A 23403-nucleotide genomic window follows, 5' to 3' on the forward strand; every position below is an offset into this window, starting at 1 on the left:
AGCCGCCCCGCCGCGATCTCAGGGAGCGGCAGTCTCGATCGGCCGCCCCATGTCGTCCCGAGGAACAAGCGTTGTATCGCACGGCTCTGCACGTTGCGGCTCGTAGCCATGCACGTGCTCGCACAGTACCTTCACGATGTTTTCGCGGTCGTTCGCTTCCGCCGCCTGCCGTATCTCGACCAGCACAGGCGCCAAGTCGGACCAATCCATAAAATCTTCTCGTGCCTTCATGATGCGCTCGTGCGCGGTGGCTTCGGGATTGTCCCCAATCAGCAGTTCCTCGTAGAGCTTTTCGCCTGGGCGCAAGCCAGTGATCTTGAGTTCGACGTCGCCGCCCGGATTACGCTCGTCGCGAACTGACAGCCCGGCCAGTTGGATCATGCGCTTGGCCAGATCCACGATCTTGACCGGCCGCCCCATATCGAGCACGAATACTTCGCCGCCACGCGCCATCGCTCCGGCCTGCAGCACCAACTGCGCAGCCTCCGGGATGGTCATGAAATAGCGAGTCACCTCTTCATGCGTGACCGTCAACGGCCCCCCCTTTATCAACTGCCGACGAAAGAGCGGCACGACGCTGCCACTGCTGCCTAGTACGTTGCCAAACCGGACCATGGCGAATACCGTGCGATTTGCAACGCTATCGCCGGCCAAAGCTCCATCGCCATCGGCAGGCACGGAATCCAATATCCCGAAAGACGCCGCATCGCGCGCAGCCAGCGCTTGCAACACCATTTCCGCCAAGCGCTTGCTCGCGCCCATCACGTTCGTCGGGCGCACCGCCTTATCGGTCGAGACGAGGACGAAGTATTCGACGCCGCCCTCCATCGCAGCGCGCGCCATATTCAACGTGCCGAAGACATTGTTGAGCACGCCCTCCGATGGGTTGCACTCAACCAGCGGCACATGCTTGTAGGCCGCCGCGTGATAGACGGTATCGGGCCGGTGATGCCGGCATATCTCGCGCAAACGGCCAAGATTGGACACGCTCGCGAGCAACGGAACGACTTCGACCGGCAAATGGTGTTCGGTGCAAAGGCCTTCGAGCTCACGATGTATCGTATAGAGACCGAACTCGTTGTGCTCGACGAGCACGAGCCGCACGGGCCGCTCGAGAATGATCTGACGGCAAAGCTCGCTGCCGATGCTCCCGCCCGCGCCCGTCACGAGCACCGTTTTGCCCGAGAGGTTGTGAGCGAGCAAAGCGGCGTCCGGGGGGACAGGCGCACGGCCCAATAGATCCTCGACGTCCAACTCTTGGATATCGCCCACCGTGACGCGGCCAGATGCGAGATCGACCATCCCCGGCAGCGTGCGAACATGGACAGGCACTTCGCGGAGGCTGTCGATGATTGCGTTGCGACGCGCTCTTCCCAACGAGGGCATGGCGAGCAGGATATCGGTCACGTCCATGCGCTCGACGGCGTCGCGCACGCCGCCGGGGCCCATGATGTCGACGCCGTTGATGCTGCGGCCGATCTTGGCGGGGTCGTCATCGATGAAGCCGAGCACAACGAACTGACGCCCGATGCCAAGTGCGGACGCCGTCTGCACGCCGGCCGCGCCGGCACCGTAGATCAGCAGCCGGCCTTCCGCGTGCCCCATCTTTACAACCGACGAACCGGCCAACCAGAAGCGCGCCATGGCGCGGCTCGCGCCCACGAGCAATAGGAATAGGATCGGCTGTATCAGCCCGACGCTGCGCGGCACGCCGTCGAGCTTGAGTAGCATGAGGGCAAGAAAAAACAGCACGCCGTAAAGGCCGACCGCCTTGGCTGTGCTAGCCAATGCCGCCATGCCCGTGTACCGAAAGATCGCGCGATACAGGCCGAGGCGTACGAACAGCGGGAACGCCAACAGGGGCGCCAGTAAATAAACATATCCCTGCTGTGCGTGCGGCAAGCCGGTCTGGTCGATACGCAGGTAGAACGCAAACCAAACCGAAAACAACGCCAAAATCAGGTCGACGGCGACGACGACGAAGCGCTTTGCCGAACGCGGCAACGCCAACAAGCGGACAGTCAGTCTAGTCACCTGCTAGCCCGCCCCAATACATCGCTCGCAACCGTACAGGTCTTGGCGATTTCAGCCTCCGTCAACGTGGGATGCACGAGGAACATCAGGCTCGTCTCGCCGAGGTCGCGAGCGATAGGCAGCCGCTGTGCCGGCCGCCACCCCGTATCGTCGAATGCCTTCTCGAGATAGACCTCCGAGCAGGAGCCCTGGTAACACGGCACGCCGGCAGCATTGATGGCCTCGACGATTTTGTCGCGACTCCAGCCGCTTGCAAGCCGGTCCTGCCGCACATAGACATAGCACTTGTAGTGCGCATGCACACTACCCGCAGGCAACTCGGGCACGCGTACCGATGGATACGGCTTGCACGCTGCCCAAATGGCCGCGGCATGCGCAGCGCGCCTCTCGCTCCAATCGGTCATGCGCCGCAATTGAATTCGGCCGATCACGGCTTGCATTTCCAACATCCGCCAATTCGTCCCGATGCTCTCATGCAGCCAGCGAAAACCGGGAGCATGTTGGCGCTCATACACGGCCTCGTAGCTCTTTCCATGGTCCTTAAAGGCCCACATCGTGCGCCAAAGGGCTTCGTCGTCGGTCGTGACCATCCCACCTTCGCCGCCGGTGGTCATGATCTTGTCCTGACAGAAACTCCATGCGCCGACGTGGCCGATCGAGCCTACAGGACGCCCCTTGTAACGTGCCCCGTGCGCCTGAGCGCAGTCCTCGATGATCTTGATGTCATGCCGCTCGGCCAATTCCATGATCGGATCCATGTCGCACGGCCAGCCGGCCAGATGGACGCAAATCACAGCTTTCGTGCGCGGCGTGAGAACACGCGCGATCGTTTCTGCTGACAGGTTGCCGCTATCGGCGTCCACATCGGCGAACACCGGCGTTGCGCCAGCATTAACCACTGCGGACACGCTAGCGATGAACGTGCGCGGCGTTACCACCACCTCGTCGCCCGCGCCGACGCCGAGACCTTTCAGAGCGAGATCCAGTGCCAGCGTGCCGTTAGCCAAGGCCACGGCGTAACCGGTACCCGTCCACTCGGCAAACTCTCGTTCGAACTCGCGGCATTCGGTACCGGTCCAGTAGTTCACCCGGTTCGACAACAGCACTCGCCGCACGGCGTCAGCCTCTTCATCGGTGAAATTGGGCCAATGGGAAAAGGGAGTATTGAGCATTGTATTGTCCTAGGGGACATCAATTGGAGCGGCGTTCCATCGGCCGAGCCGGATTGCCGACAACCGTCGTGCCTGCGGCAACACTCTTGGTGACGACGGCGCCCATGCCCACGATCGCGCCGCGCCCGATGACGAGCGGCGCACCCGGCTCGCCTTGGCGCAGAATTGCACCGGTGCCGATGTAGGCGTGATCCTCGATCACAACGTTTCCGTTGCAGTGGACGCCCGGGGCGAACGTGACGAAATCGCCAATGACGCAATCGTGCGCCACATAGCTGTAGATGTTGGCATGGAAGTGTTTGCCGACCCGAATGTTGCTCGTGAGATTGACAAACGAGCACAGCGTTGCGCCTGGACCCATTTCTATCGCATCCAGTTCGACAACGTTCTCCCCCTTTACTGTCACGAACTGCACGCCGTCGCTCTCGCATCGAGCAGCGAGCTTCTCACGCACACCGCTATTGGCGATGGCGATATTGATATGCCGCGACGTAGCCGGCTCCGCCATCCATTGCGCGTAAGTGAGCACGCGTTGGCCGTTTGCGTGGGATCCCGACGGATTGTCATCGACGAACACCAATTCCCAAGGTTCTTGCTCCGCCTGCAGTTGTCGACGCAACAAAGGCAGCACTTCGCGGCCGAAACCGCTCACGCCGAAAATGGCAAATTTTTTCATCGATTCATCTCTTCGGTTGCTTGGATGGACTCTTCTCGCTACCCGTGAACTTGGACATCGTGGCTTCGCCGGCCGCGCTAATCCCTTCGCGCACGAGCACCTTGCGCAGCGTCAACCACAAAATCCTCAGATCCAGCCAGAGTGTGCGGTGATCGACGTACCAGACGTCCAACGCGAATTTCTCCTCCCAACTGAGAGCATTGCGGCCGTTCACTTGGGCCCAGCCGGTAACCCCCGGCCGCACGTCGTGGCGACGTGCCTGTTGCGGCGTGTACAGCGGGAGATACTCCATCAGTAAGGGCCGCGGCCCAACCAAGCTCATGTCGCCCTTCAGGACATTCCAAAGCTCCGGTAACTCGTCCAGGCTCGTGGATCGCAAGAAGCGGCCAAACGGCGTCAGACGCTGTGCATCGGGCAACAACTGACCGCCTGAGTCCCGCGCGTCGGTCATGGTACGAAACTTGAGCATCGTAAACGGGCGCGCGTTTAGGCCAGGCCGAATCTGGCGAAAGAAAGCGGGCTTACCCAACCTGCGCCGCACTAGCCACGTCAGGGCCAGCAACGGAATAGCGAAGACGATCAGCGCGGTACCGGCGATCACAATATCGAAAAGCCGCTTCATGAAATTCCCATCTCGCCCAGCATGATGGCATTCACCTTATGGACGTCGTATTTCTCGACCGCGATTTCGCGCGCACGCAGGCCCATTGTCTTAGCCAACGCTTTGTCGTCGATAAAGCGCTGCATCGCGCGTTCGAGTGCTTCAACGGATTTGACCGGTACGAGTAACCCATTCACGCCGTCCACCACCGTCTCGCGGCAACCGGGGGCGTCCGTCGTGATCACAGCACGCTGCATTGCCATTGCCTCGAGCACAGTGCGCGGTGTCCCCTCACGATACGACGGCAGCACATACACCGTGCTGCTCGCGATCGCGGGCCGAACATCCGACAGCTTTCCAAGATAGTCGACTACGCCCTCGCCCACCCAAGCATCGAGTTCCTCCTGCTTGATCGAATCCGGATTCGAATCGATCCACCCAACCAACGCAAACGAGGCCTTCATCCCTTTCGCACGAATCCGCCTCGCCGCCTCCACATACTCGCGCACCCCCTTGTCCCCAAGCAAGCGCGCGATCAGCAGGAAACGGGGATCTCCCTCGGGCAAAGGCACCGCCTGAAAACTGCTCACATCGACACCCGAGCCATTGACCACACAGGAAGGAACGCGGGCGGGTAAGATCGCGCGCTGGCGAAACATCGCCTCGTCGTCCGGGTTTTGGAAGAAAACCTTGTCCGCGCGGCTAAGCGCTAGCGCATAGAGCCGCTGGACGAGCGCTCGCAAACGGCCTCGCCCGCTCTCTTGCTGAAATGCGTAACCCAGGCCGGTGATCAGCGCGAAACGACGCGACACGCGCGCCAGCCACGCGGCCAATGTTCCGTAAATAACGGGCTTGATCGTATAACCCATGACAAAATCCGGCCGAATGCGGCGCATCAAGCGATGCAGGTCCAGCAGCGTGCGCAGATCCGCCAAAGGGTCAGTACCCGTCCTTCGCATCCGCACGTCATGGACGATGAGCCCTTGCGCCTCCAATCGCGCACGCACCGGGTGCGACGCGGGCAAATCGGGCGCGGCGACGTGGACCTCTAGCCCCTTGGCTTGGAGTGCGGCGATTAGCGGCCCGCGGAACCCGACCAGCGACTCGGCGAAACTCGCGATCATCAAGAACTTCACGCGGCGCGCTCCGCCAGCGTCGAATCGAACGCTGTCTCGTTGGCCAACCAGGCCTGAAACATAAGCACGCACCAGAGCGGATGCTGCCAATTGCGCTGCCCGCTCAAGTGCTCCTGCCACTTCCGGCGGATCGGCGCGGAGTTCAACATCCCTTCACGGCGCAAACGCTGCTCGCTGAGCAGGTCTTCCGCCCAGTCACGCAGCGGCCCGCGCAACCAACTGTCGATCGGCACGCCGAAGCCCATTTTGGGCCGCTCGATCAAGGTGCGCGGCACGTGCCGGTAGAGTACTTGCCGCAGAACCCACTTGGTGGTGTAACTGGAGTCCTCCAGCCGCAATTTGTAGTCGAGCGGCAATTTCCACGCGAATTCGACGACCCGGTGATCGAGAAACGGGACGCGCGTCTCCAAGCTCGTGCCCATCGCTGCACGATCCACCTTCGTCAGGATGTCGTCCGGGAGATACGTCAGCAGATCGAGCGCCATCATCCGCTCGACTTCGCCAAGCCCGTCGAGTTCCGGCGCGGCGCCCGTGAGCAGCGTGGCGGGCTCGACCCCGCCCACGACGATGTCTCCCGGGTTTTGCCATTGAGACACCATGCCGAGATACAGTTCGGCTGGCGACCCGGCCGCCATCACGCCGGCGCCTTTGTGAATCTTCTCGCCGATATTGGCCCAGCGTGCGGCGCCCGGATGCGACGCGGCCAGGCGATTCAAGCTGCGCGGCGAAACGCGCGTGAGGAGCCATGCAGCGGCCGAGCGCACGCTCGACGGCACCGCCGAAAGCCGCCGCCAGAGGCTGGCCGTGATCTGGTAGCGGTTGTACCCGCAGAACAGTTCGTCCCCCGCATCGCCGGAGAGCGAAACGGTCACGCGCCGTCTGGCCAACTCGCTGACGAGGTAGGTAGGAATCTGCGACGAATCGGCGAACGGTTCATCATAGAGCGTGGGCAATCGCGGAATCACGGCCATTGCCTGATCCGCCGTAACGTAAAGCTCCGTATGGTCGGTGCCTAGGTGCGCCGCTACCGCCTTGGCATGCTTGGCTTCGTTATAGACATCGTCGTGAAATCCGATCGAAAACGTCCGAACCGGTTGCGAAGATTGCGCCTGCATCAGCGCCACAACCGTCGACGAGTCGATGCCGCCGGACAAGAATGCCCCCAGCGGCACGTCGCCCATCATCTGTTGCCGAACGGCATCTCTCAACAACCGTTCGAGCGCATCCACCGCCTCGTCGGCACTGCCTGCGAACGGCTCGCGCGCGCCTTGCAGCGCCGCTTGCGCGCCGGACCAATACGAGCGCAACACCGGTTCGGGTCGATGCGGAGCAACCTCGAGCAGATGGCCGGGCAGTAGCTTGTGGATTCCTTGATAGATCGAATGCTCGCCCGGCACGTTGTTGTGGCGCATGTAGACGCACAAAGCGTCGCGGTCGATCCGCTTTTCGAACGCTGGGTGCGCATGCAAGGCTTTCAACTCGGAGCCGAACAGAAAAGACCTTGCGCCGGCCGTTCCCTGCCAACCGTAGTAGAGCGGTTTCTCCCCGATCCGGTCGCGCGCCAACGTCAAAACGCGTGTTTGCCGATCCCACAACGCAATGGCGAACATCCCCACTGCACGGCGCAACGTGGCGTCGATGCCCCAGGCGTCAATCCCCGCCAACAGGGTTTCCGTATCGGAATGGCCACGCCATTGCGGCGCGGCACCGGCCCGCTCCAATGCCTCGCGAAGCGCGAGGTGATTATAGATTTCGCCGTTATACGCTATGACATAGCGGCCGCTGGCCGATTTCATCGGCTGATGCCCCGCCGGTGACAAATCGACGATGGCCAAGCGGCGGTGACCGAACCCCACGAGCGTATCCAGGTCGCACCAGACGTCGCCGTCGTCAGGGCCGCGATGACGGATCCGATCGGCCATCGCGGTGAGGACGGCCGCACGCTCCTCAACCTTGGCAAGCTTGCCGCCCATAAATCCTGTGATTCCGCACATGATCAGCGCGCTCCTGCTCGAATCAACATTTGGGCAAGCCGGGGCGCGACCCGCTGTACGCAATATGCTTGCTCGACGCGAACCCGTCCAGCGGCGCCCATCGCCGAGCGCAAAGGCGAACTCTCAAGCAATTGGCCCAATTTGATCTCCCAGTCTTGCGGCCCGTCGGCGAGAAACCCGTTCTCGCCCTCACGCACGATCTGCACATTGACGCCCACGGGAGAGGCGACCACCGGCAAACCACACGCCATGTACTGAATCAACTTGTAACCGCACTTGCCTCGTTCCCAAGGCGTGTCTTTCAGCGGCATGATGCCGATGTCGCATTGAGCGATTGATTCGGCTTCCGTATCTTCGGCCCACGACACGCACTCCACATCGACTCCCGGTATCGACATCTCGGCGCCTATTACACGCAACTTGATTGCGTAACGTGCCGCCAGCCTGCGTAGAGGCTCCGCGAGCTCCCTCACATAGACGGCCGTCGAAGGCGACCCGATCCAAACGATACGTTGCACCGAGCCATCGTGGCCGACCGCATCGATTGGATAGCGGTCCAGATCGACGACTGTCGGGACAATTTCGACCCATCGCGCACCCGCATCGCGCGCACGCTGCGCAAGGTATTCGTTGCCCGCGACGATCAGGCTCGCTCCCGCCATTAGGCGATCGATGCGCCGCCCCAACAAACGGCGGACCCATTTCGAACGATGCAGGTCGTAATTATGGAAGAGCGCGTCGTCGTAATCGAGCACATAGGGGACACCGCGCAGCAAGGTGCGCTCGATCGAAGCCGGAAACCACGGTAACGCCTCCTTCTCGATCCACAACAAATCGTAGCGACGGCGACGCCTCAAACATTGCATGCGTGCGCGATAGGCGGCGAGCAGCGCACCGCGGCCGTACGATCCCGACTCATACCGGCCGCGGAGCATGTCGTCTGCGAGCAGCGGTTGCACGTCGACCTGAACGCCTGCATTTTCAAGCCATGAAACGTGCTGCAGCATGCGCACGCGCGACGAGGCCCCTAGCCTGCCGTAACGAGTCAGCGCAAGAACTTTCATCGTTTCGACGCTTTCAAAATCGCGGGCAACGAACGCGCAAGCATGCCGTAGCCTCGCAGCGTGTTGCGAACATCTTCGAGGCCGCCCCGTACCGCGGCAAACAGCAACCGCGAGATCGACTCGATACACATCGTCACGCCAACCAATGCCCAAGCCTGCACGCGAGAAAAATGCTTAAAGCCATATAGCAGGCGGCTACGCAAAGAATAGAACAAACGGGTCGCTCTGATTTGCCGCGAAGTGCCACCGCCCGCGTGAAACGCTTGGGCATCGGCAAAATATACCACGCGCCCGCCGGCCTGCTTTACGCGCAACGACAGGTCGAGGTCTTCCAGATAAACAAAGAAACGTTCGTCGAATCCCTGGAGCGATTCGAAAATTCTCCTTCGAATCAAATAAAAGGCACCGATCACATGATCGACGTCTCGCGTCTCGCCATGGTCCCAATCCGCCATATGAAGCGTGTAGCTGCGCAGCGCGGGCAGCCGATCGAGGCCGAGAGCCGCCGCCGCGAACATGCCGACTGTGGGAAAGCGCGCGCAGGCGCGCGACGTATGCCCCTGCTCGTCTATCAGCCGGATGCCGGTAACGAATACGTTGGCGTTCTCGGCACGCTCCATAAACGCAAGCGGTGACGACAGTGAATCCTCGAACACACGCGCATCGGGGTTCAGAAACAAAACGTACTCGGCATTGCCCAAGGCGACACCCTGATTGCACGCCGCACCGAACCCCCGATTGCTCTTATTTCTGATCACATGAACCGGGAAGTCCCAATCACCCTTGGCAACAACGCGCTCGAGTGAGTCGTCGATCGAGGCGTTATCGACGATCGCCACGGAAGCAATAAACTCGCTGCCGAAACGCCTCAAGCTCAGCATGGCATCGAGCAACTGCCCGCCGGACGACCAATTCACGATCACGATATCAATCAAATTCATGGCGTCAGTAACGGCTCGTAGAAAAGCATTCCATAAAACAGCAGCGCCCCGCTGAACAGCGCAAACGAAACGGCAAGCAGCTTGAGCATTCGATCCTCAGACAATGTCGCTCTGACGACATAAACCAGGATAAACATCGACAGCAATTCTCTGAAGCGACCCGCGATCGTCGGATAGCCGACCATCGAAAAGTGGATCGCTACGCTCAGCACGATACCAACGATCGAATACTTCATCGCCACATCGCTGCGCTTCCATAAAAATAGCGCGACGATCACCATAGCAATATCAAACATGAACGGGATCGGAACAATTGTGCTCGGGATCTTCCACGCAGGATACGATTGAAGCACCGGCAACACCGATCTGAACCATGTAAAAAGCACAATTTTGCCGAAGAATCCGAGCAAAAACACGAGCACGCCGAAGGCCACGACACCGCGCGCATTCAGCCTTCCCGTAAAATAGACAATCAAAAACACGATCGCCGAGTAGTGAAATCCGATTGCTGCCACCAACAGCAGGAATTCATGCCAATGAAATTTCGTGTCACGCTTTCTGAAGTACACGAAAAAAGCAATCGAGAACGCGATCGACGCGCGCAAGACCGTCATCTCGAACAAGATAAAATACCGCGTCAGGTAGAAATACAAGAAGACCGACGCGGCGCACCACGTCACCTCAGCGGCCCGAAATGCGAACCCCTTCAGCAACACGCAGAACGAACAGATCGCGGTGTAGATCAGGACATTGCTGAAACCCAACAAGCTCAGGCAATAGATTAAAAATCGAAAACCAACCTCGAATCTGGAATCGATCTGGGCAATGCCTTGGCTCGAGCGCGCCAGACGAAAAAACCACAAATAGTAGCGATAGTCACGGCTCTCGCCGAGGTACTGATGCCCGGCAATCACGCCCAAGAAGACAGCCAGCGTGGCAAGAAATGCAATATTGACCGCCGTCCGAGCGCGCTGACGAAGCACGTCACTCACACAGCCTCCTTGGACAACACCTTCAAACATGTCGTATCGAACAGCATCCGTAGCGCCCATGCCACGGCGGCACCCTCGACCCCGAAGTATTTGACGAGCACGACCAGCGCCGCGGCATAAAGCGGCACTTCGATCAGATGAACGATCGCTGTAACGCGGGTCTTGCCCCTCGCATGGAGCAGCGCAAAATACATGGCCCCCATGGAATTGGCGATCACGCCAATACACAAGATCCTCCCTACGGCGACGGAAGCCGGATCTGCAGGTTTGTGCAGCCAAACCGTCAACAGGATAGGCAAGATCACGGCCAATACAGTCAAGCCGACTACCATCACGACCAATACGCGCTTGAGCCAACGGTTGAACAAGCGCTTCGCCTGCTCGGGATCGGTGTGCAACAGGCGGCTGATGGCGGGGAATGCGACGGTGGTTACCGCGCTCGACAAGATGAGCGTCTGCACGGTTACTTCGTACGGAATCACGTACGTGGTGACCGCTGCGGCGCCGAGGATTGCAGCGATGAAGAATCGATCCGCCTGCACCAGCAACGGGCTCACCACACTGCTGACAGTGAACCAGCCACCGAAATGGAACAACTGCCGCGCGACCGGCGCCATGTACTTTCCGCGGCTGCCGAGCGAGGCGAGACATCGCAGCGCGAACAAGCGGTAAAACACCAGTGCGAGGCCGCGCGATACGACCAGGCTCGCAATCAGAAGATCGACGCGGGTGGTCTGCAACGCGATCAAGTACGGCAATCCGAAATTGGCGGCGCCGAGCAGCACGCGCACGATCGTGATGCGTTCGAACCTGAGAAAAGCTTCGTTTACACCGCGATAAGTCGCACTCACCGCTTGCATCGGCAGCGCCAAGGCGAGCAAGAGGATGGCCGAGCGGATCTCGGTCTGCGGCACTTCGCCCGCATGCACCAACCTGCCAGCACCAGCGAATGCCGCGAGCGCAATCAGCAGCATGCCAGCACCACCTGTCGCGAGCGTCAAGCGGGTCGCCGTCGCCAATACATCGGGAATCTCGCGCTCTTTATGGCCGTCGCGCAAAGCGGCGATGCGCTGCGTCGTCGCGCGACCGATACCGAGATCAAGCGCGCCGCCATAGCCGATCAAGCCCCAGGCTAATGCGAGCAAGCCGAAGCGCTGGCCACCCAGCGCGGAGAGCAAATGCGGAACAGTGACCGCCGCGATTAGCAGCGGCAGGCCCAAGCCAAACAGATTCCAAGAAACGTGTGATGTACGCATTTTTTATAGGTTGGGCGCATCGCCGGACGTCGCCGGAAGCGGATGCCCCAGCGCGTCAATTCATCGACGCAGCTTTTGAAAGTCGACGTACCAACTCATTGCTTCTTGTAGTCCGTGCTCGATACGGTGCGTCGGCGCATAGCCCAGCAATCGTACGGCCTTGCCGATGTCTGCCTGACTATGACGAACGTCCCCGGCACGAAAATCGCGATAGACAGGCTGCACGTCGGGGGCGACGCCGTGCGCCGCGAGATTGGTTCGCAGCGACGCGAACAAGCCGTTCAGGGTAGTCCGATCACCGACCGCGACGTTGTACACCTGATTCGTCGCATCGTCGCCTTCGGCCGTAGCCGCCAGCAGGTTCGCCTGAACCGCATTGGCGATGTAGCAGAAGTCGCGGCTCGTCTCACCGTCCCCGTTGATGTAGACCGCTTCACCATCCAGGAGCGCGGCCGTCCACTTCGGAATCACCGCCGCATAGGCGCCTTGCGGATCTTGCCTGGGCCCAAATACATTGAAATAGCGTAAGCCCACGGTTCGGAAGCCGTAGCAACGGGCGAACACGTCGGCGTACAGTTCGTTGACGTACTTCGTGACGGCATACGGGCTCAGCGGCGAACCGATTCGATCTTCGATCTTCGGCAGCCCCGGATGGTCGCCGTACGTGCTGCTGCTGGCAGCGTAGGTGAAGCTTTTGACCTGTGCATCGCGCGCCGCGACCAACATGTTCAGGAAACCAGTGATATTGGTTTCGTTCGTGGCGATGGGATCGACGAGACTTCGTGGAACGGAACCCAGCGCAGCCTGATGGAGCACATGCTGGACCGGATAAGCCTCGCCACCAGGGGCTCCGACTCCTCCATCCATGGATCCGGGAAACACGAAAGCGCCCTTGCAATCGTCGAGATTACGAATATCGCCCCGGACGAACCTGAAATTCGCCCACTGCGCCGACGTCACTAGGCCGCGGACCTCATCGAGGTTGCGTTGGTGGCCGGTCGCGAAGTTATCCAAGCCGACTACACGCTGATCGAGCCGCAGCAGCGTTTCGAGCAGATTGCTGCCGATGAAGCCGGCGACGCCCGTCACGAGCCACGTGCGCGGCTCGCCGGCAAGACGATCCCGCAACTGTTCGTACGCGCTCGCGTGAGAAGATACCCCTGACATGTTCGGTCGCCCCACTACATCCGTTTTACAAACGTCCATCTGCCGCTCCAAGCGGCAAGATGCCTTTCACATCAAAAAGCACCGCACCAGGCTGGCCCAGCGCTTTGATCCCCTGCGCTCCCATCGACACGAACTGGCGATGGCCGACAGCCAACACCACCGCGGCGTATTGGCCCGGCTCAGGGCATTGCGTCAAGCACTTCAGGCCGTACTCGTGCTCGGCATCGGCCACGTTGATCCAAGGATCGTAAATGTCGACTTGCGCGTTGTACGCTTCGAGCGCGCTGACGATATCCACGACCTTCGTGTTGCGCACGTCGGGGCAATTTTCCTTGAACGTCAGACCAAGCACGAGGATCTTGCTGCCGAGCACGGGCAAGCCCTTGCGTAGCATGAGCTTGATCGTTTCGTCGGCCACGTGATGCGCCATGTTGTCGTTGATGCGGCGACCGGCCAGAATGACTTCGGGGTGGTATCCCACCTCCTGCGCCTTATGCGTCAGATAGTATGGGTCTACACCGATGCAATGCCCGCCGACGAGCCCTGGCCGGAAGGGCAAAAAATTCCACTTCGTGCCGGCGGCCTGAAGCACTTCCAGCGTGTCGATGCCGAGCTTATGGAAGATGAGACTGAGTTCGTTCATCAATGCGATATTGACGTCTCGCTGCGTGTTCTCGATGACCTTTGCCGCTTCGGCCACCTTGATGCTGCTTGCCTTGTGCGTCCCGGCCGTAATGATCTCGCCGTAGAGCCGATCCACGGCATCCGCCACTTCCGGCGTGCTGCCGCTCGTCACTTTGCGAATCGTGGGCAGACGGTGTTCCTTATCGCCCGGGTTGATCCGTTCAGGGCTGTAGCCGCAAAAAAAGTCGACGTTGAACGACTTGCCGCTGAACCGCTCCAGCACGGGCACGCAGATCTCCTCGGTCGCACCGGGGTAGACGGTCGATTCGTAGACCACCACGGCACCCGCCGGCATCACCCGGCCAACCGTTTCGCTGGCCTTGACTAGCGGCGTCATGTCGGGGCGGTTGGCCTTGTCTACGGGCGTGGGCACCGTGACGATGAATACCGTGCAATCTCGGAGATCGTCGACGGTGCAGGTGAACGCAAGCTGCTGCGCGGTTGCGAGTTCCTCGGGGCTGACTTCGAGCGTGCCATCGGCACCGGACTGCAACTCTGCGATGCGCGCAGGATTGATGTCGAAGCCCACGACGGGACGAAGCTTTCCGAATTCGACAGCGAGCGGCAAGCCGACGTAGCCCAAGCCAATGACGGCGATTTTTGCTTGGTTAAGGTTCATGCGCGACGAAAGAGACTGAATTGATAAGCGGTAACTCGATGCCGAGCGATCCAACGATCGTCTCGACGTTTCGACGAAGTCAAGCGAACACTTCTGCCTCGGAAAACCGCGCCCCTTGCTGATCTTTAGCGGACAACAAGACAGGCGCTCCAAGGTCGGGCCATGCTATACCGATGTCCGGATCGTCCCACAGGACGCACCGTTCGAACTGCGGCGCATAATAATCCGTCGTCTTGTACAGGAAATCAGCGGACTCGCTCGTTACAACGAATCCATGCGCGAAGCCTGGCGGCACCCAGAGTTGGCGGTGATTGTCTTCGCTAAGTTCGACACCCACCCACTTGCCGAACGTCGCCGAGTGCTTGCGAATGTCGACGGCTACGTCGAACACGGCGCCGCGCACGACTCGCACGAGCTTGCCTTGCGGCTGCTGGATTTGATAGTGCAATCCGCGCAAGACGCCCTTGGCACTGCGGCTGTGATTGTCCTGCACGAAAGTCACGTCGAGCCCCGTGCCCTCCACGAACGCCTTCTGATTGAAACTTTCGAAAAAGAAGCCGCGCGCATCCCCGAACACCTTGGGCTCAATGACCATTACTTCGGGAATAGCGGTGCGTATGACGTTCAAGCTCATTTGATTGCACCCGAAAGAATCTGCTGCAAGTACTTGCCATAACCGTTTTTGGACAGGGGAGCAGCCAACTTGGCTACCTGCTCGGCGCTGATCCACTTGCTCCGGTAAGCGATTTCCTCAGGGCACGCCACCATCAACCCCTGCCGCTTTTGCAGCGTCGCGATGAAGCTTGCCGCTTCGAGCAGCGAATCATGAGTGCCCGTATCAAGCCACGCATGACCGCGCCCCATGATTTCGACGTTGAGTTGTCCTAGTTGCAGGTAACGTGCATTGACGTCGGTAATCTCGAGTTCGCCTCGCGCCGACGGCTTGATCTCGGCCGCGATATCGCAAACCTGCCGATCGTAAAAATAAAGGCCCGTGACCGCATAGTTCGAGCGAGGCCGCGCCGGTTTTTCCTCGAGCGAACGCACGCGGAATTCGTCGTCAAATTCGACCACGCCATATCGCTCGGGGTCTTGAACGTGATACGCAAAGACGGTCGCCCCATCTTCCCGTTCCGACGCATGCTCGAGCTGCTGCACCAAGTCGTGACCATAGAAAATGTTGTCGCCGAGAATAAGCGCCGAGGAATCGTTGGCTATGAAGTCGCGACCGATGATGAAGGCTTGCGCCAAACCATCCGGGGAAGGCTGCACGGCGTACTGCAGGTTGATACCCCAATTGCTGCCGTCCCCGAGCATATCCGCAAAGCGCGGCGTGTCCTCAGGGGTCGAAATGACGAGAATGTCGCGGATACCCGCCAGCATCAGCGTGGACAGCGGATAGTAGATCATCGGCTTGTCGTACACCGGTAACAGCTGTTTCGACACGGCGCGCGTGATCGGATAAAGCCGGGTGCCGGACCCGCCGGCCAAAATGATGCCTTTGCGCATATTGCGAACCGTCAGGAAAGGATCTGGTCGAGCAGCAAATGCATGCCCTCGCGCCAGTCCGGAAGATAGATGCCAAACGTCTCGCGCAGCTTGCGGGTATCGAGCCGCGAATTTGCGGGGCGCGGTGCGGGCAACGGATAAGCGCTCGTAGGGATCGCTTCGATGCTGGCGGGATCGATCTTTAGCTCGGCGCCGCGAGCCGCGGCGTTTTTGAGCACCTCGGTGGCATAGCCGTGCCAAGTCGTCTCGCCGCCGGCGGCCAAGTGATAGACGCCCGCGGGAAACGACTCGCGCCGACCATGGAGCCAGTGGCGCGAAACGATTTGAGCAGTCACGTCGGCAATCAGGGAAGCTGTCGTTGGCGCCCCGAACTGATCGGCGATCACACGCAACGTATCTCTCTCTCGCCCCAGCTTGAGCATCGTTTTCGCGAAATTTCCGCCGTGCGCTCCGGCCACCCAACACGTACGCAGCACAAGGGCCGTCCCTCCGGCCGCCTCAATGGCCTGTTCGCCGGCCAATTTGCTCTGGCCATACACCGATCGAGGGTTGACGGCATCGGTTTCGACGTACGGACCTTGCTTGCAACCGTCGAACACATAGTCGGTCGAGTAATGGACGAGCAAGCTGCCCGCTGCTCGCGCCTCTTCGGCGAGAACGCCCGGCGCGGCAGCGTTGATGGCAAATGCGGCGTCGACATCGCCTTCGGCCTTGTCGACGGCAGTATAGGCAGCCGCATTCACGATGACGTCAGGACGCCATTCGCGCAGCACCCCGCGCAGCGCATCGGGCCGCGACAGATCGCAGCCGGCGCGATCGAGAGCGATGACGCGGCCGAGTGGTGCCAAGCTTCGGCGCAGTTCGAAGCCGACCTGACCGTTGCTTCCCGTCACCAGCAGCGTAGGCACACCCGGCGAGTTAGGCTGCATAGTGCTGCGCCACCCAATTCCGATACTCGCCCGACATGACGTCTTGCACCCACTCCTGGTTTTCCAAATACCATTGAATCGTCTTGCGCATGCCGGATTCAAAGGTTTCGGCGGGCTTCCAGCCGAGCTCGCGCTCCAACTTGCGCGCATCGATCGCATAACGCCTGTCGTGGCCAGGACGATCTTTCACGAAGGTGATTTGATCGCGATAGGAACCCGACGCCTTGGGGCGCAGCGCATCGAGTTGGTCGCACAACGTGTGGACCACTTCGAGATTCGTCTTCTCGTTCCACCCCCCGACGTTGTACGTTTCACCCGGTGAACCATGCGCGAGCACCGTACGGATCGCGGAGCAATGGTCGCCCACATAAAGCCAGTCACGCACGTTCAGGCCATCGCCATAGACCGGCAGGGGCTTTGCGGCGAGTGCATTGGCGATCATCAGCGGAATCAGCTTTTCGGGAAAGTGATACGGGCCGTAATTGTTCGAGCAATTCGTCGTGAGCGTGGGCAGGCCATAGGTGTGATGGTACGCACGCACGAGATGATCGGAAGCGGCTTTCGTCGCCGAATAAGGGCTATTGGGCGCGTACGGCGTCGTTTCCGAGAACTGCGGGTCCGTGGCCGACAACGAGCCGAAGACTTCGTCGGTCGAAACGTGCAGAAACCGAAACCCGGCCTTCGCGTCGTCGCCCAGGGCGCCCCAATAGGCGCGCGCGGCCTCGAGCAATGTAAACGTGCCGACTACGTTCGTCTGAACGAAATCGGACGGGCTACAAATCGAACGATCCACATGGCTCTCCGCCGCAAAATGCACGACTGCTCGCGGCTTATGCTCTGCAAACAACGCATCCATCGCGGCTCGATCGCAAATGTCGGCGCGCACGAACACGTGCTTTGGATTTCCTTCGAGCGAGCGTAATGTGCGCAGATTGCCGGCGTACGTGAGCTTGTCCACGTTCACCACGGACTCGCCGCCACCGCCCAGCCAGTCAAGTACAAAATTGGCACCGATGAAACCGGCGCCGCCCGTTACCAGGATCATTGGCATTTCCTTGTGGAATATTGTGAACGGCCGAGCTAACGCTTGGGGAAGATCCGGCCGCGCGCACGGAGCATCACCTAACGAGCCGAGCCAATGGCCCGGAGCTCGCCGCTGAGCGTCGACGGGCCGCCGCCTTTCGCTGGGGCGTCTTCGCAATTCGCAAAGACCGTAATTATAAGGCGGCGGACAACAAAAACCACGTTCCTCACAACTAGAAACAGCTTGACAGCCGCCGCCCGCCGCATTAGCAACCTGCGCACCGATTACGTCCCGCCGCCCCACGAAGCGACATTTCGCCGCCCCGCTCGACCGAAAGGCTGCGCGTCGCACGCGGGCGGCGCCCATCTTGCGAGCCGGCGACTGCCCCGCCTATAATGGCGCCCCGCGTACTCGGCTCCGGCGCAAGGCGCGCGACGAACACCGAAACGCCGTGCGGCGCGCCCGAGCGGCGATGGAAATACGCTTATCGAACGTGACGGGTGTCCATAGGTAGTCCGCACTCGCCTGCGGCGAATCTCAGGTGGTCACAATGTCTAACAACGAGCTCGCCAAAGGCGCCAGCCGTCCCCTCACATCACACGCGCGCGATACGCTTGCGCGCAGTTTTGGCGCCAGCGCAAAGCCGGAGCGCCTCGCCACGCGCACGGTGACGCAGTTGATCGCCCTGACCCTCTTGATCGCCCTGTCCCTGTTTTTATGGGAAGGCCATGTGGGCCTGAATCTGCCGGACGGCGGTTTCTTCTGGTACGGCGCGCAGCGCGTCCTGAGCGGCGAAGTCCCGATTCGAGATTTTCAAGCGTACGACCCCGGCCGTTACTACTGGTCCGCCGCGTTGCTCGCGGCCACACGCGGCACCAGCATCGTGGCCCTGCGAGCGACGGCGGCGATCTTCGGTTGGATTGGGGTCTTTGCGGGCGTCTGGCTCGTTGCGCGCGGCGGGGCGACAAAGACGGATCGCATCCTATGGGTGCTGGCCGCCGTGTCGATTTGCGCTTGGATGAACCCTTGGTTCAAGGTTTTCGACAACGCCTTCGCCATTTTACTCATCTGTGGGTTCGCATATCTATTGCGACGACCTTCCCCTCGAGGCTTCTTCGTAGCGGGCTTTTGCGTGGGATTTGCCGCCGTGTTCGGGCGCAACCACGGCGTCTACGGGCTGGCGGCATCGATCGGAGCAGTGGCTTATCTTGCGCTCCAATTGCGCCGTCTCGCCACGTTGAAAGAACTCGGAGCAGGTGCTCTGGGCGTTGTCACTGGCTTCAGCCCTTTGCTGGCCATGTTCTTGATCCCCGGCTTCGGCTCGGCATTCTGGGACAGCATTCAGCTGATCTTTCATGAGGGTGCCACCAACTTTCCGCTCCCCGTGCCGTTCCCGTGGCGCGTTCCCTTTGAACAGATGCCACTCGGCGTCTTGTTCCTCTGGATCATTGCATTCCCCATGGCGGGCCTCGTATGCGCCGCGATCAATCTGCGCAGCAGCGCGTCCACGCACCCAGAGTTCGTCGCGGCCCTGCTCGTCTCGGTTCCGTATGCGCACTACGCTTATTCGCGAGCCGACGTGGACCATATGGCCGTGTCGATCACCCCGGTCCTCGTGGGTTGCTTCGTCGCCCTGGCACGGTCGAGCGCGCCCCTACGCTACACCCTGGCGGCCGTGCTGGCCGCAATCAGCGTATTTGTCGTCGGGCCAACTCATCCCGGCTGGGCATGTCACCAGACCGAATGCACAGTCACGACGGTAGGGACGGACAAACTGCGAGTCGTGCCCGGCACGGCGAAGGACGTAGCCCTTTTGAACAAGCTCGTTCATGACTTCGCACCCAACGGCAAACCGTTTTACGTCACACCCTATTGGCCCGGCGCCTATGCGCTGTTCGATCAAAAATCGCCGACGTGGGCCATCTATGCGCTATGGCCGCGAACCGAAGGGTTCCAGCAACGCGAGAATGAAAAGATTGCGGCAGCCAAGCCCGGGTTCGTCTTAATAAACGATTTACCGTTGGACGGACGCGAAGGTCAGCGGTTTTCTCAAACCAATTCGCTGACCTACGGGTACATCAAAACACACTACCGCTTGCTAACCGGCTACGGCGTGCCCGACGGCTACGAACTCTACGTCCCTCGCTGACGCTGACGATCATTAGAGCGAACGACGGCGCTGCGCACGCAGCGCCGTCGAACTGCGGTAGCCGGCCCCGCTCGCGGCACGCAGGGGCCGTGCCGCACTCGAGCATCGGCCGGTTTCGACGCGATGCTAGCCGCAGCCAGTCACGCGCCTCCGGCTTTATCTCGCATTAAACGCCACGGAACGCCACGGCGCGCATCAGAACGAACGACAGAAGCGCCATGGGCAGCAAACAGAGCGCGCCCGCTTGATATGAGTTGAGTCCGATCAGCAGCAGCAGCTTCAACAAGATGACGTTGATCCCATAGACGACACCGTACACGAGCACAAAGCGAAATATCAGGCTGTTGTCACGCGACTTAAAGACGAACATGCCAGTGCTCTTGAAGTTGAAGAGCACACCAAGCACTGTCGCAATCAGCAGCGCAACGGCGTAGGGAAGCCCGAAATACAGCAGCACCGCAAAGCAGGAGTACCCGAAAGCGGTGTTGAGAACGCCCACGGCAATGAAACGCGCAAAGAGTGCTCCGGTTGGGTGAGCGGCAGCCCAGGCGCGGACTCGGCGCATTTAGCCGCGATCCTCGAAATTGACTCGCTCGCGCTCGACCACGAGTGGCAAATTGCGCACGTGCGTCAGTATCATTCCAATGTACTCGCCCAGAATTCCCAGAAAAAAGAACTGCATTCCCGCGAAGAAGAACAGCCCGACAAGCAGGGGCGCCATGCCCATGTTGAACGAGTTCCAAAAGAGCAGCTTCAGCACGAGGAACGTCAAAGAAGCGAGCAACGACAGCACGCCGAGCGCCAATCCGGCGAAGGTCATGAGTCGCAGAGGCAACTTGGAATGCTTCGTCATCGCCAGCAGCGCCTGATCGAACAGGCCATAGATGTTGGCCTTCGATACGCCTCGCTTGCGCATGGGTTGCAGAAAGCTGATCGTGCAGCGCGAGAACCCCAAATCACAGACCAACCCACGGAAGTAGGGATACGGATCCGCCAGCCGCCTGAGCGCGTCCACCACTTTTCTATCGTAAAGCCCCGCCCCAGTCGCATTTTCCTCGAGGGGTACCTCGCTGATAGAGTTCAGCAGCTTATAGTAGGTTTTCCGAATCCTCTGCATGAGGCGAGATTCTTCGCTGCGCGCCTTCGTGGACATGACGACGTCGAACCCTTCCTCCCATTTCTGGATGTACTCCTTAATGAGCTCCGGGGGATCCTGCAGGTCGGCCGCCACGAGTACCACGGCATCCCCGTAAGCTTCAACGATGCCGTAATACGGCGAGCGAACCGGTCCAAAATTGCGGACATTGACGATTATTTTTAGATTGGGGTCCTGGCTAGCGAGCGCCTTTGCGATGGCAACCGTCCTATCCGTCGACGCATTGTCGATGATGATGTGCTCGTAATCGTAGCGCTCACCGAGCGAAAGCATCGTTTCACGAATGCGCGCGTGCAACTCCTCGACGTTCATCTCTTCGTTGAAACATGGAGTCACCACTGAGATCAGCTTCTTCCCTTCCATGCCTTGCCTCTTTCCCGTCCAATTTTTTGCACGGTCAAACGCGCCGCTGCGCCTTCGACGTCAATCATTCAAAAACGATACTGGCTCGCCGTACCGACACTGAGCTGCCTATCGCGCTCAGGTCAGTCGACACTTGGATATTGCTCGTCCAGCTTCTTTCCGAAAGCGAGTCGGGGCCGGCACTCAGTCGCATAAGGCATGGAGATTTCAAGCAAAATGGGCCCGCTCGACTGCGCCACCTCGATCACCGCCTGTTCGAGCTGCGCGCTGCCCGAGACATGAATGGCCTTGATACCGTATGCGCGCGCAAGCTCCGTGAACGACGGACAGCTGTAGCCTTGCAGTGTCGACTGGTTCCGCCCGTCGAAGTACATATCCTGGAAATTCTTCACCATCCCGAGCGAGTGATTGTTCAGCACGATGATGGCCAAATCCGAACCCCGCCTGTGCAGCGTGTCCAGTTCCTGGACATTGACTTGGATACTGCCGTCGCCCGAAATCACGATCGTCTTGTGCTTCGAGATGCAGGCAATGCCCAGCGCCGCCGGCAAGGCGAAACCCATGGCGCCCATGCCGCCGCTGTAGTGGACCGCCTGGTTCTCGCCGAGCCTCAACCCTTGCGCGGCCCACATTTGATGGTTGCCGACGTCACACACGTAATCTACCGGCTTGCCGCGCAGATGGGTGTTGAGCAATGCAAATAGATGGCTCGGGCTGATGTCCCAATCTGGATACTCGTTTCTCGCACCGCCTGCTCGTACGTCGGCAAGTGCAGCGACCCACTCGGCGCTCTTGGCCGCAAATGTTTTTGGACCAATCTGAAAGCGCCGAAAAAATGTCTCCGCCTCACTCAAGATGGCCAAATCGGACTTGATACGGTTATCCAACTGCGCCGGGTCGAGATCAATCTGCACGATTTTCGCCGCACGACCGAAGTCGGCCGTGTCGGCGCCGGTCTGACGCACATCGAGACGCGCGCCCACGACGATGAGTAAATCGCAGTTCTGCACCGCCCAATTCGCTTCGCGATTGCCGTAGCTACCGATCATGTTGAAATAGTGGTGCGCGCACGCGACGCGCTCGTGCCCCATCAACGTCGATACATATGGGACGCCGAACGCCTCGAGGGATGCAACCCAGGCAGGCATCGAAGGCGCCCACCGCGCGCCGCCGCCCAGGCATACGAGAGGGCGCTCCGCGGCTGCGCAAAGCGCTGACAGTTCATCGAGCAGCGTGGTTGCCGGCGCCGGAGCGTCGACCGACTCCAGCGGCTTCGTAACCCAAGCTTGGACTACGTCGTCCGGAATGTCTTTGCGCTGCACATCGTTCGGAATGTCGATCAGCACCGGGCCCGGACGCCCGCCACGCGCGCTCGACAGCGCTTTATGCAATTGCGGCAACAGCGACAACGGGTCGGTGACCTGAGCGGCATACTTAGTGATCGACTTGACCATTGGGACGATATCCAGTTCTTGGAAGCCTTGTTGGCGTATCGCCCTGTCGCCCTTCAACTCGGTGGTGTTCACCTGTCCAGTAATGAATAGGCATGGGATCGAGTCGAACCAGCAACTGCCAATGCCGGTGATGAGGTTCGTCGCGCCAGGACCGCTTGTACCCAGTGCGACGGCGATCTTGGTCCCCATCGTATGCCGAGCAACGCCTTCGGCCGCAAATGCAGCCGCCTGCTCATGATGCATGGACATTATCGTAAAGCGCCCGTCGTGCGCCATGCTATCGAGCAGATGCGTAATCATGCCCCCGACCAGCTCGAAGCAATGATGGATGTCGTGGGCAGCTAGAAACTTGGTTACGGCGTCCGAAGCTTTCATAATCTGGCGCGCAGGTGACAGCGACTGTAAGGCGGAATCAAGAGGTATGCGCCTGCCCTGATCTTGCTGGTCTGGCGAGGTTGGAAGCACGAGCGGCGCATGCAACCA

The 23403-nt window shown here is 60.2% G+C and carries 20 protein-coding genes; 1 reads left to right on the forward strand and 19 read right to left on the reverse strand.

The genetic code is table 11. The features are described 5' to 3' along the window. Positions 1-18 precede the first annotated feature (18 nt). The 16 genes from MMB74_RS18640 to rfbB all read right to left on the reverse strand — a co-directional run bounded on the left by MMB74_RS18640 (position 19) and on the right by rfbB (position 17819). Positions 19-2025, reverse strand: a complete 2007-nt coding sequence (locus MMB74_RS18640; protein WP_277430217.1) for a nucleoside-diphosphate sugar epimerase/dehydratase — start codon at positions 2023-2025, stop codon at positions 19-21. Between the two features lie 5 nt (positions 2026-2030). Beyond that, entirely contained in the window at positions 2031-3206 is a 1176-nt protein-coding gene (locus MMB74_RS18645; protein WP_277430143.1) for a DegT/DnrJ/EryC1/StrS aminotransferase family protein, read from the reverse strand. Between the two features lie 19 nt (positions 3207-3225). Beyond that, positions 3226-3882: an acetyltransferase gene (locus tag MMB74_RS18650; protein WP_277430144.1), complete on the reverse strand. Its 657-nt coding sequence runs from the start codon at positions 3880-3882 to the stop codon at positions 3226-3228. A gap of 4 nt (positions 3883-3886) precedes the next feature. After that, the gene (locus MMB74_RS18655; protein WP_277430145.1) at positions 3887-4504 is read right to left on the reverse strand and encodes a sugar transferase; all 618 of its coding nucleotides are present in this window, start codon (positions 4502-4504) and stop codon (positions 3887-3889) included. Beyond that, on the reverse strand, positions 4501-5607 hold the full coding sequence (locus MMB74_RS18660; RefSeq protein WP_277430218.1) for a glycosyltransferase family 4 protein: 1107 nt from the start codon (positions 5605-5607) through the stop codon (positions 4501-4503). The genes MMB74_RS18655 and MMB74_RS18660 overlap by 4 nt, the downstream gene beginning before the upstream one ends. Before the next feature lie 8 nt (positions 5608-5615). Next, positions 5616-7613 (reverse strand): asparagine synthase (glutamine-hydrolyzing), encoded by a 1998-nt coding sequence (gene asnB / locus MMB74_RS18665; protein ID WP_277430146.1) that lies wholly within the window; start codon positions 7611-7613, stop codon positions 5616-5618. Between the two features lie 2 nt (positions 7614-7615). Then, positions 7616-8677, reverse strand: a complete 1062-nt coding sequence (locus MMB74_RS18670; protein WP_277430147.1) for a glycosyltransferase family 4 protein — start codon at positions 8675-8677, stop codon at positions 7616-7618. Further along, on the reverse strand, positions 8674-9612 hold the full coding sequence (locus tag MMB74_RS18675; RefSeq protein WP_277430148.1) for a glycosyltransferase family 2 protein: 939 nt from the start codon (positions 9610-9612) through the stop codon (positions 8674-8676). The genes MMB74_RS18670 and MMB74_RS18675 overlap by 4 nt, the downstream gene beginning before the upstream one ends. A gap of 2 nt (positions 9613-9614) precedes the next feature. Further along, positions 9615-10610, reverse strand: a complete 996-nt coding sequence (locus MMB74_RS18680; RefSeq protein WP_277430149.1) for an EpsG family protein — start codon at positions 10608-10610, stop codon at positions 9615-9617. Next, positions 10607-11866 (reverse strand): flippase, encoded by a 1260-nt coding sequence (locus MMB74_RS18685; protein ID WP_277430150.1) that lies wholly within the window; start codon positions 11864-11866, stop codon positions 10607-10609. Before MMB74_RS18685 ends, MMB74_RS18680 begins: the two co-directional genes overlap by 4 nt. A 60-nt stretch (positions 11867-11926) precedes the next feature. Continuing rightward, complete coding sequence (locus tag MMB74_RS18690) at positions 11927-13033, reverse strand: NAD-dependent epimerase/dehydratase family protein (RefSeq protein WP_277430151.1); 1107 nt, start codon at positions 13031-13033, stop codon at positions 11927-11929. 25 nt (positions 13034-13058) lie between these two features. Then, positions 13059-14336 carry a Vi polysaccharide biosynthesis UDP-N-acetylglucosamine C-6 dehydrogenase TviB gene (tviB, locus tag MMB74_RS18695; protein ID WP_277430152.1) on the reverse strand — a complete coding sequence of 426 codons (1278 nt, stop codon included), beginning with the start codon at positions 14334-14336 and terminating at the stop codon, positions 13059-13061. Positions 14337-14415: 79 nt separating this feature from the next. Then, positions 14416-14970: a dTDP-4-dehydrorhamnose 3,5-epimerase gene (gene rfbC, locus MMB74_RS18700; protein ID WP_277430153.1), complete on the reverse strand. Its 555-nt coding sequence runs from the start codon at positions 14968-14970 to the stop codon at positions 14416-14418. Next, positions 14967-15845, reverse strand: coding sequence for a glucose-1-phosphate thymidylyltransferase RfbA (gene rfbA, locus MMB74_RS18705; RefSeq protein WP_277430154.1), 879 nt, complete (start codon positions 15843-15845; stop codon positions 14967-14969). Before rfbA ends, rfbC begins: the two co-directional genes overlap by 4 nt. Positions 15846-15856: 11 nt before the next feature. After that, the gene (rfbD, locus tag MMB74_RS18710; protein ID WP_277430155.1) at positions 15857-16774 is read right to left on the reverse strand and encodes a dTDP-4-dehydrorhamnose reductase; all 918 of its coding nucleotides are present in this window, start codon (positions 16772-16774) and stop codon (positions 15857-15859) included. After that, entirely contained in the window at positions 16764-17819 is a 1056-nt protein-coding gene (rfbB, locus tag MMB74_RS18715) for a dTDP-glucose 4,6-dehydratase (protein WP_277430156.1), read from the reverse strand. Before rfbB ends, rfbD begins: the two co-directional genes overlap by 11 nt. Before the next feature lie 529 nt (positions 17820-18348). Here rfbB and MMB74_RS18720 point away from each other — a divergent pair. After that, entirely contained in the window at positions 18349-19947 is a 1599-nt protein-coding gene (locus MMB74_RS18720; protein WP_277430157.1) for a hypothetical protein, read from the forward strand. Between the two features lie 166 nt (positions 19948-20113). On the opposite strand, the gene MMB74_RS18725 is transcribed toward MMB74_RS18720, so the two are convergent. The 3 genes from MMB74_RS18725 to MMB74_RS18735 form a co-directional block, all read right to left on the reverse strand. Next, positions 20114-20512 (reverse strand): GtrA family protein, encoded by a 399-nt coding sequence (locus MMB74_RS18725; protein WP_277430158.1) that lies wholly within the window; start codon positions 20510-20512, stop codon positions 20114-20116. Beyond that, a complete protein-coding gene (locus tag MMB74_RS18730; protein ID WP_277430159.1) occupies positions 20513-21466 on the reverse strand; it encodes a glycosyltransferase family 2 protein in 954 nt (317 codons plus the stop codon). A gap of 122 nt (positions 21467-21588) precedes the next feature. Continuing rightward, entirely contained in the window at positions 21589-23295 is a 1707-nt protein-coding gene (locus tag MMB74_RS18735; protein WP_277430219.1) for a thiamine pyrophosphate-binding protein, read from the reverse strand. Positions 23296-23403: the final 108 nt, after the last annotated feature.

The organism is Trinickia sp. Y13 (genome assembly GCF_029522115.1).
GTDB lineage: Bacteria > Pseudomonadota > Gammaproteobacteria > Burkholderiales > Burkholderiaceae > Trinickia.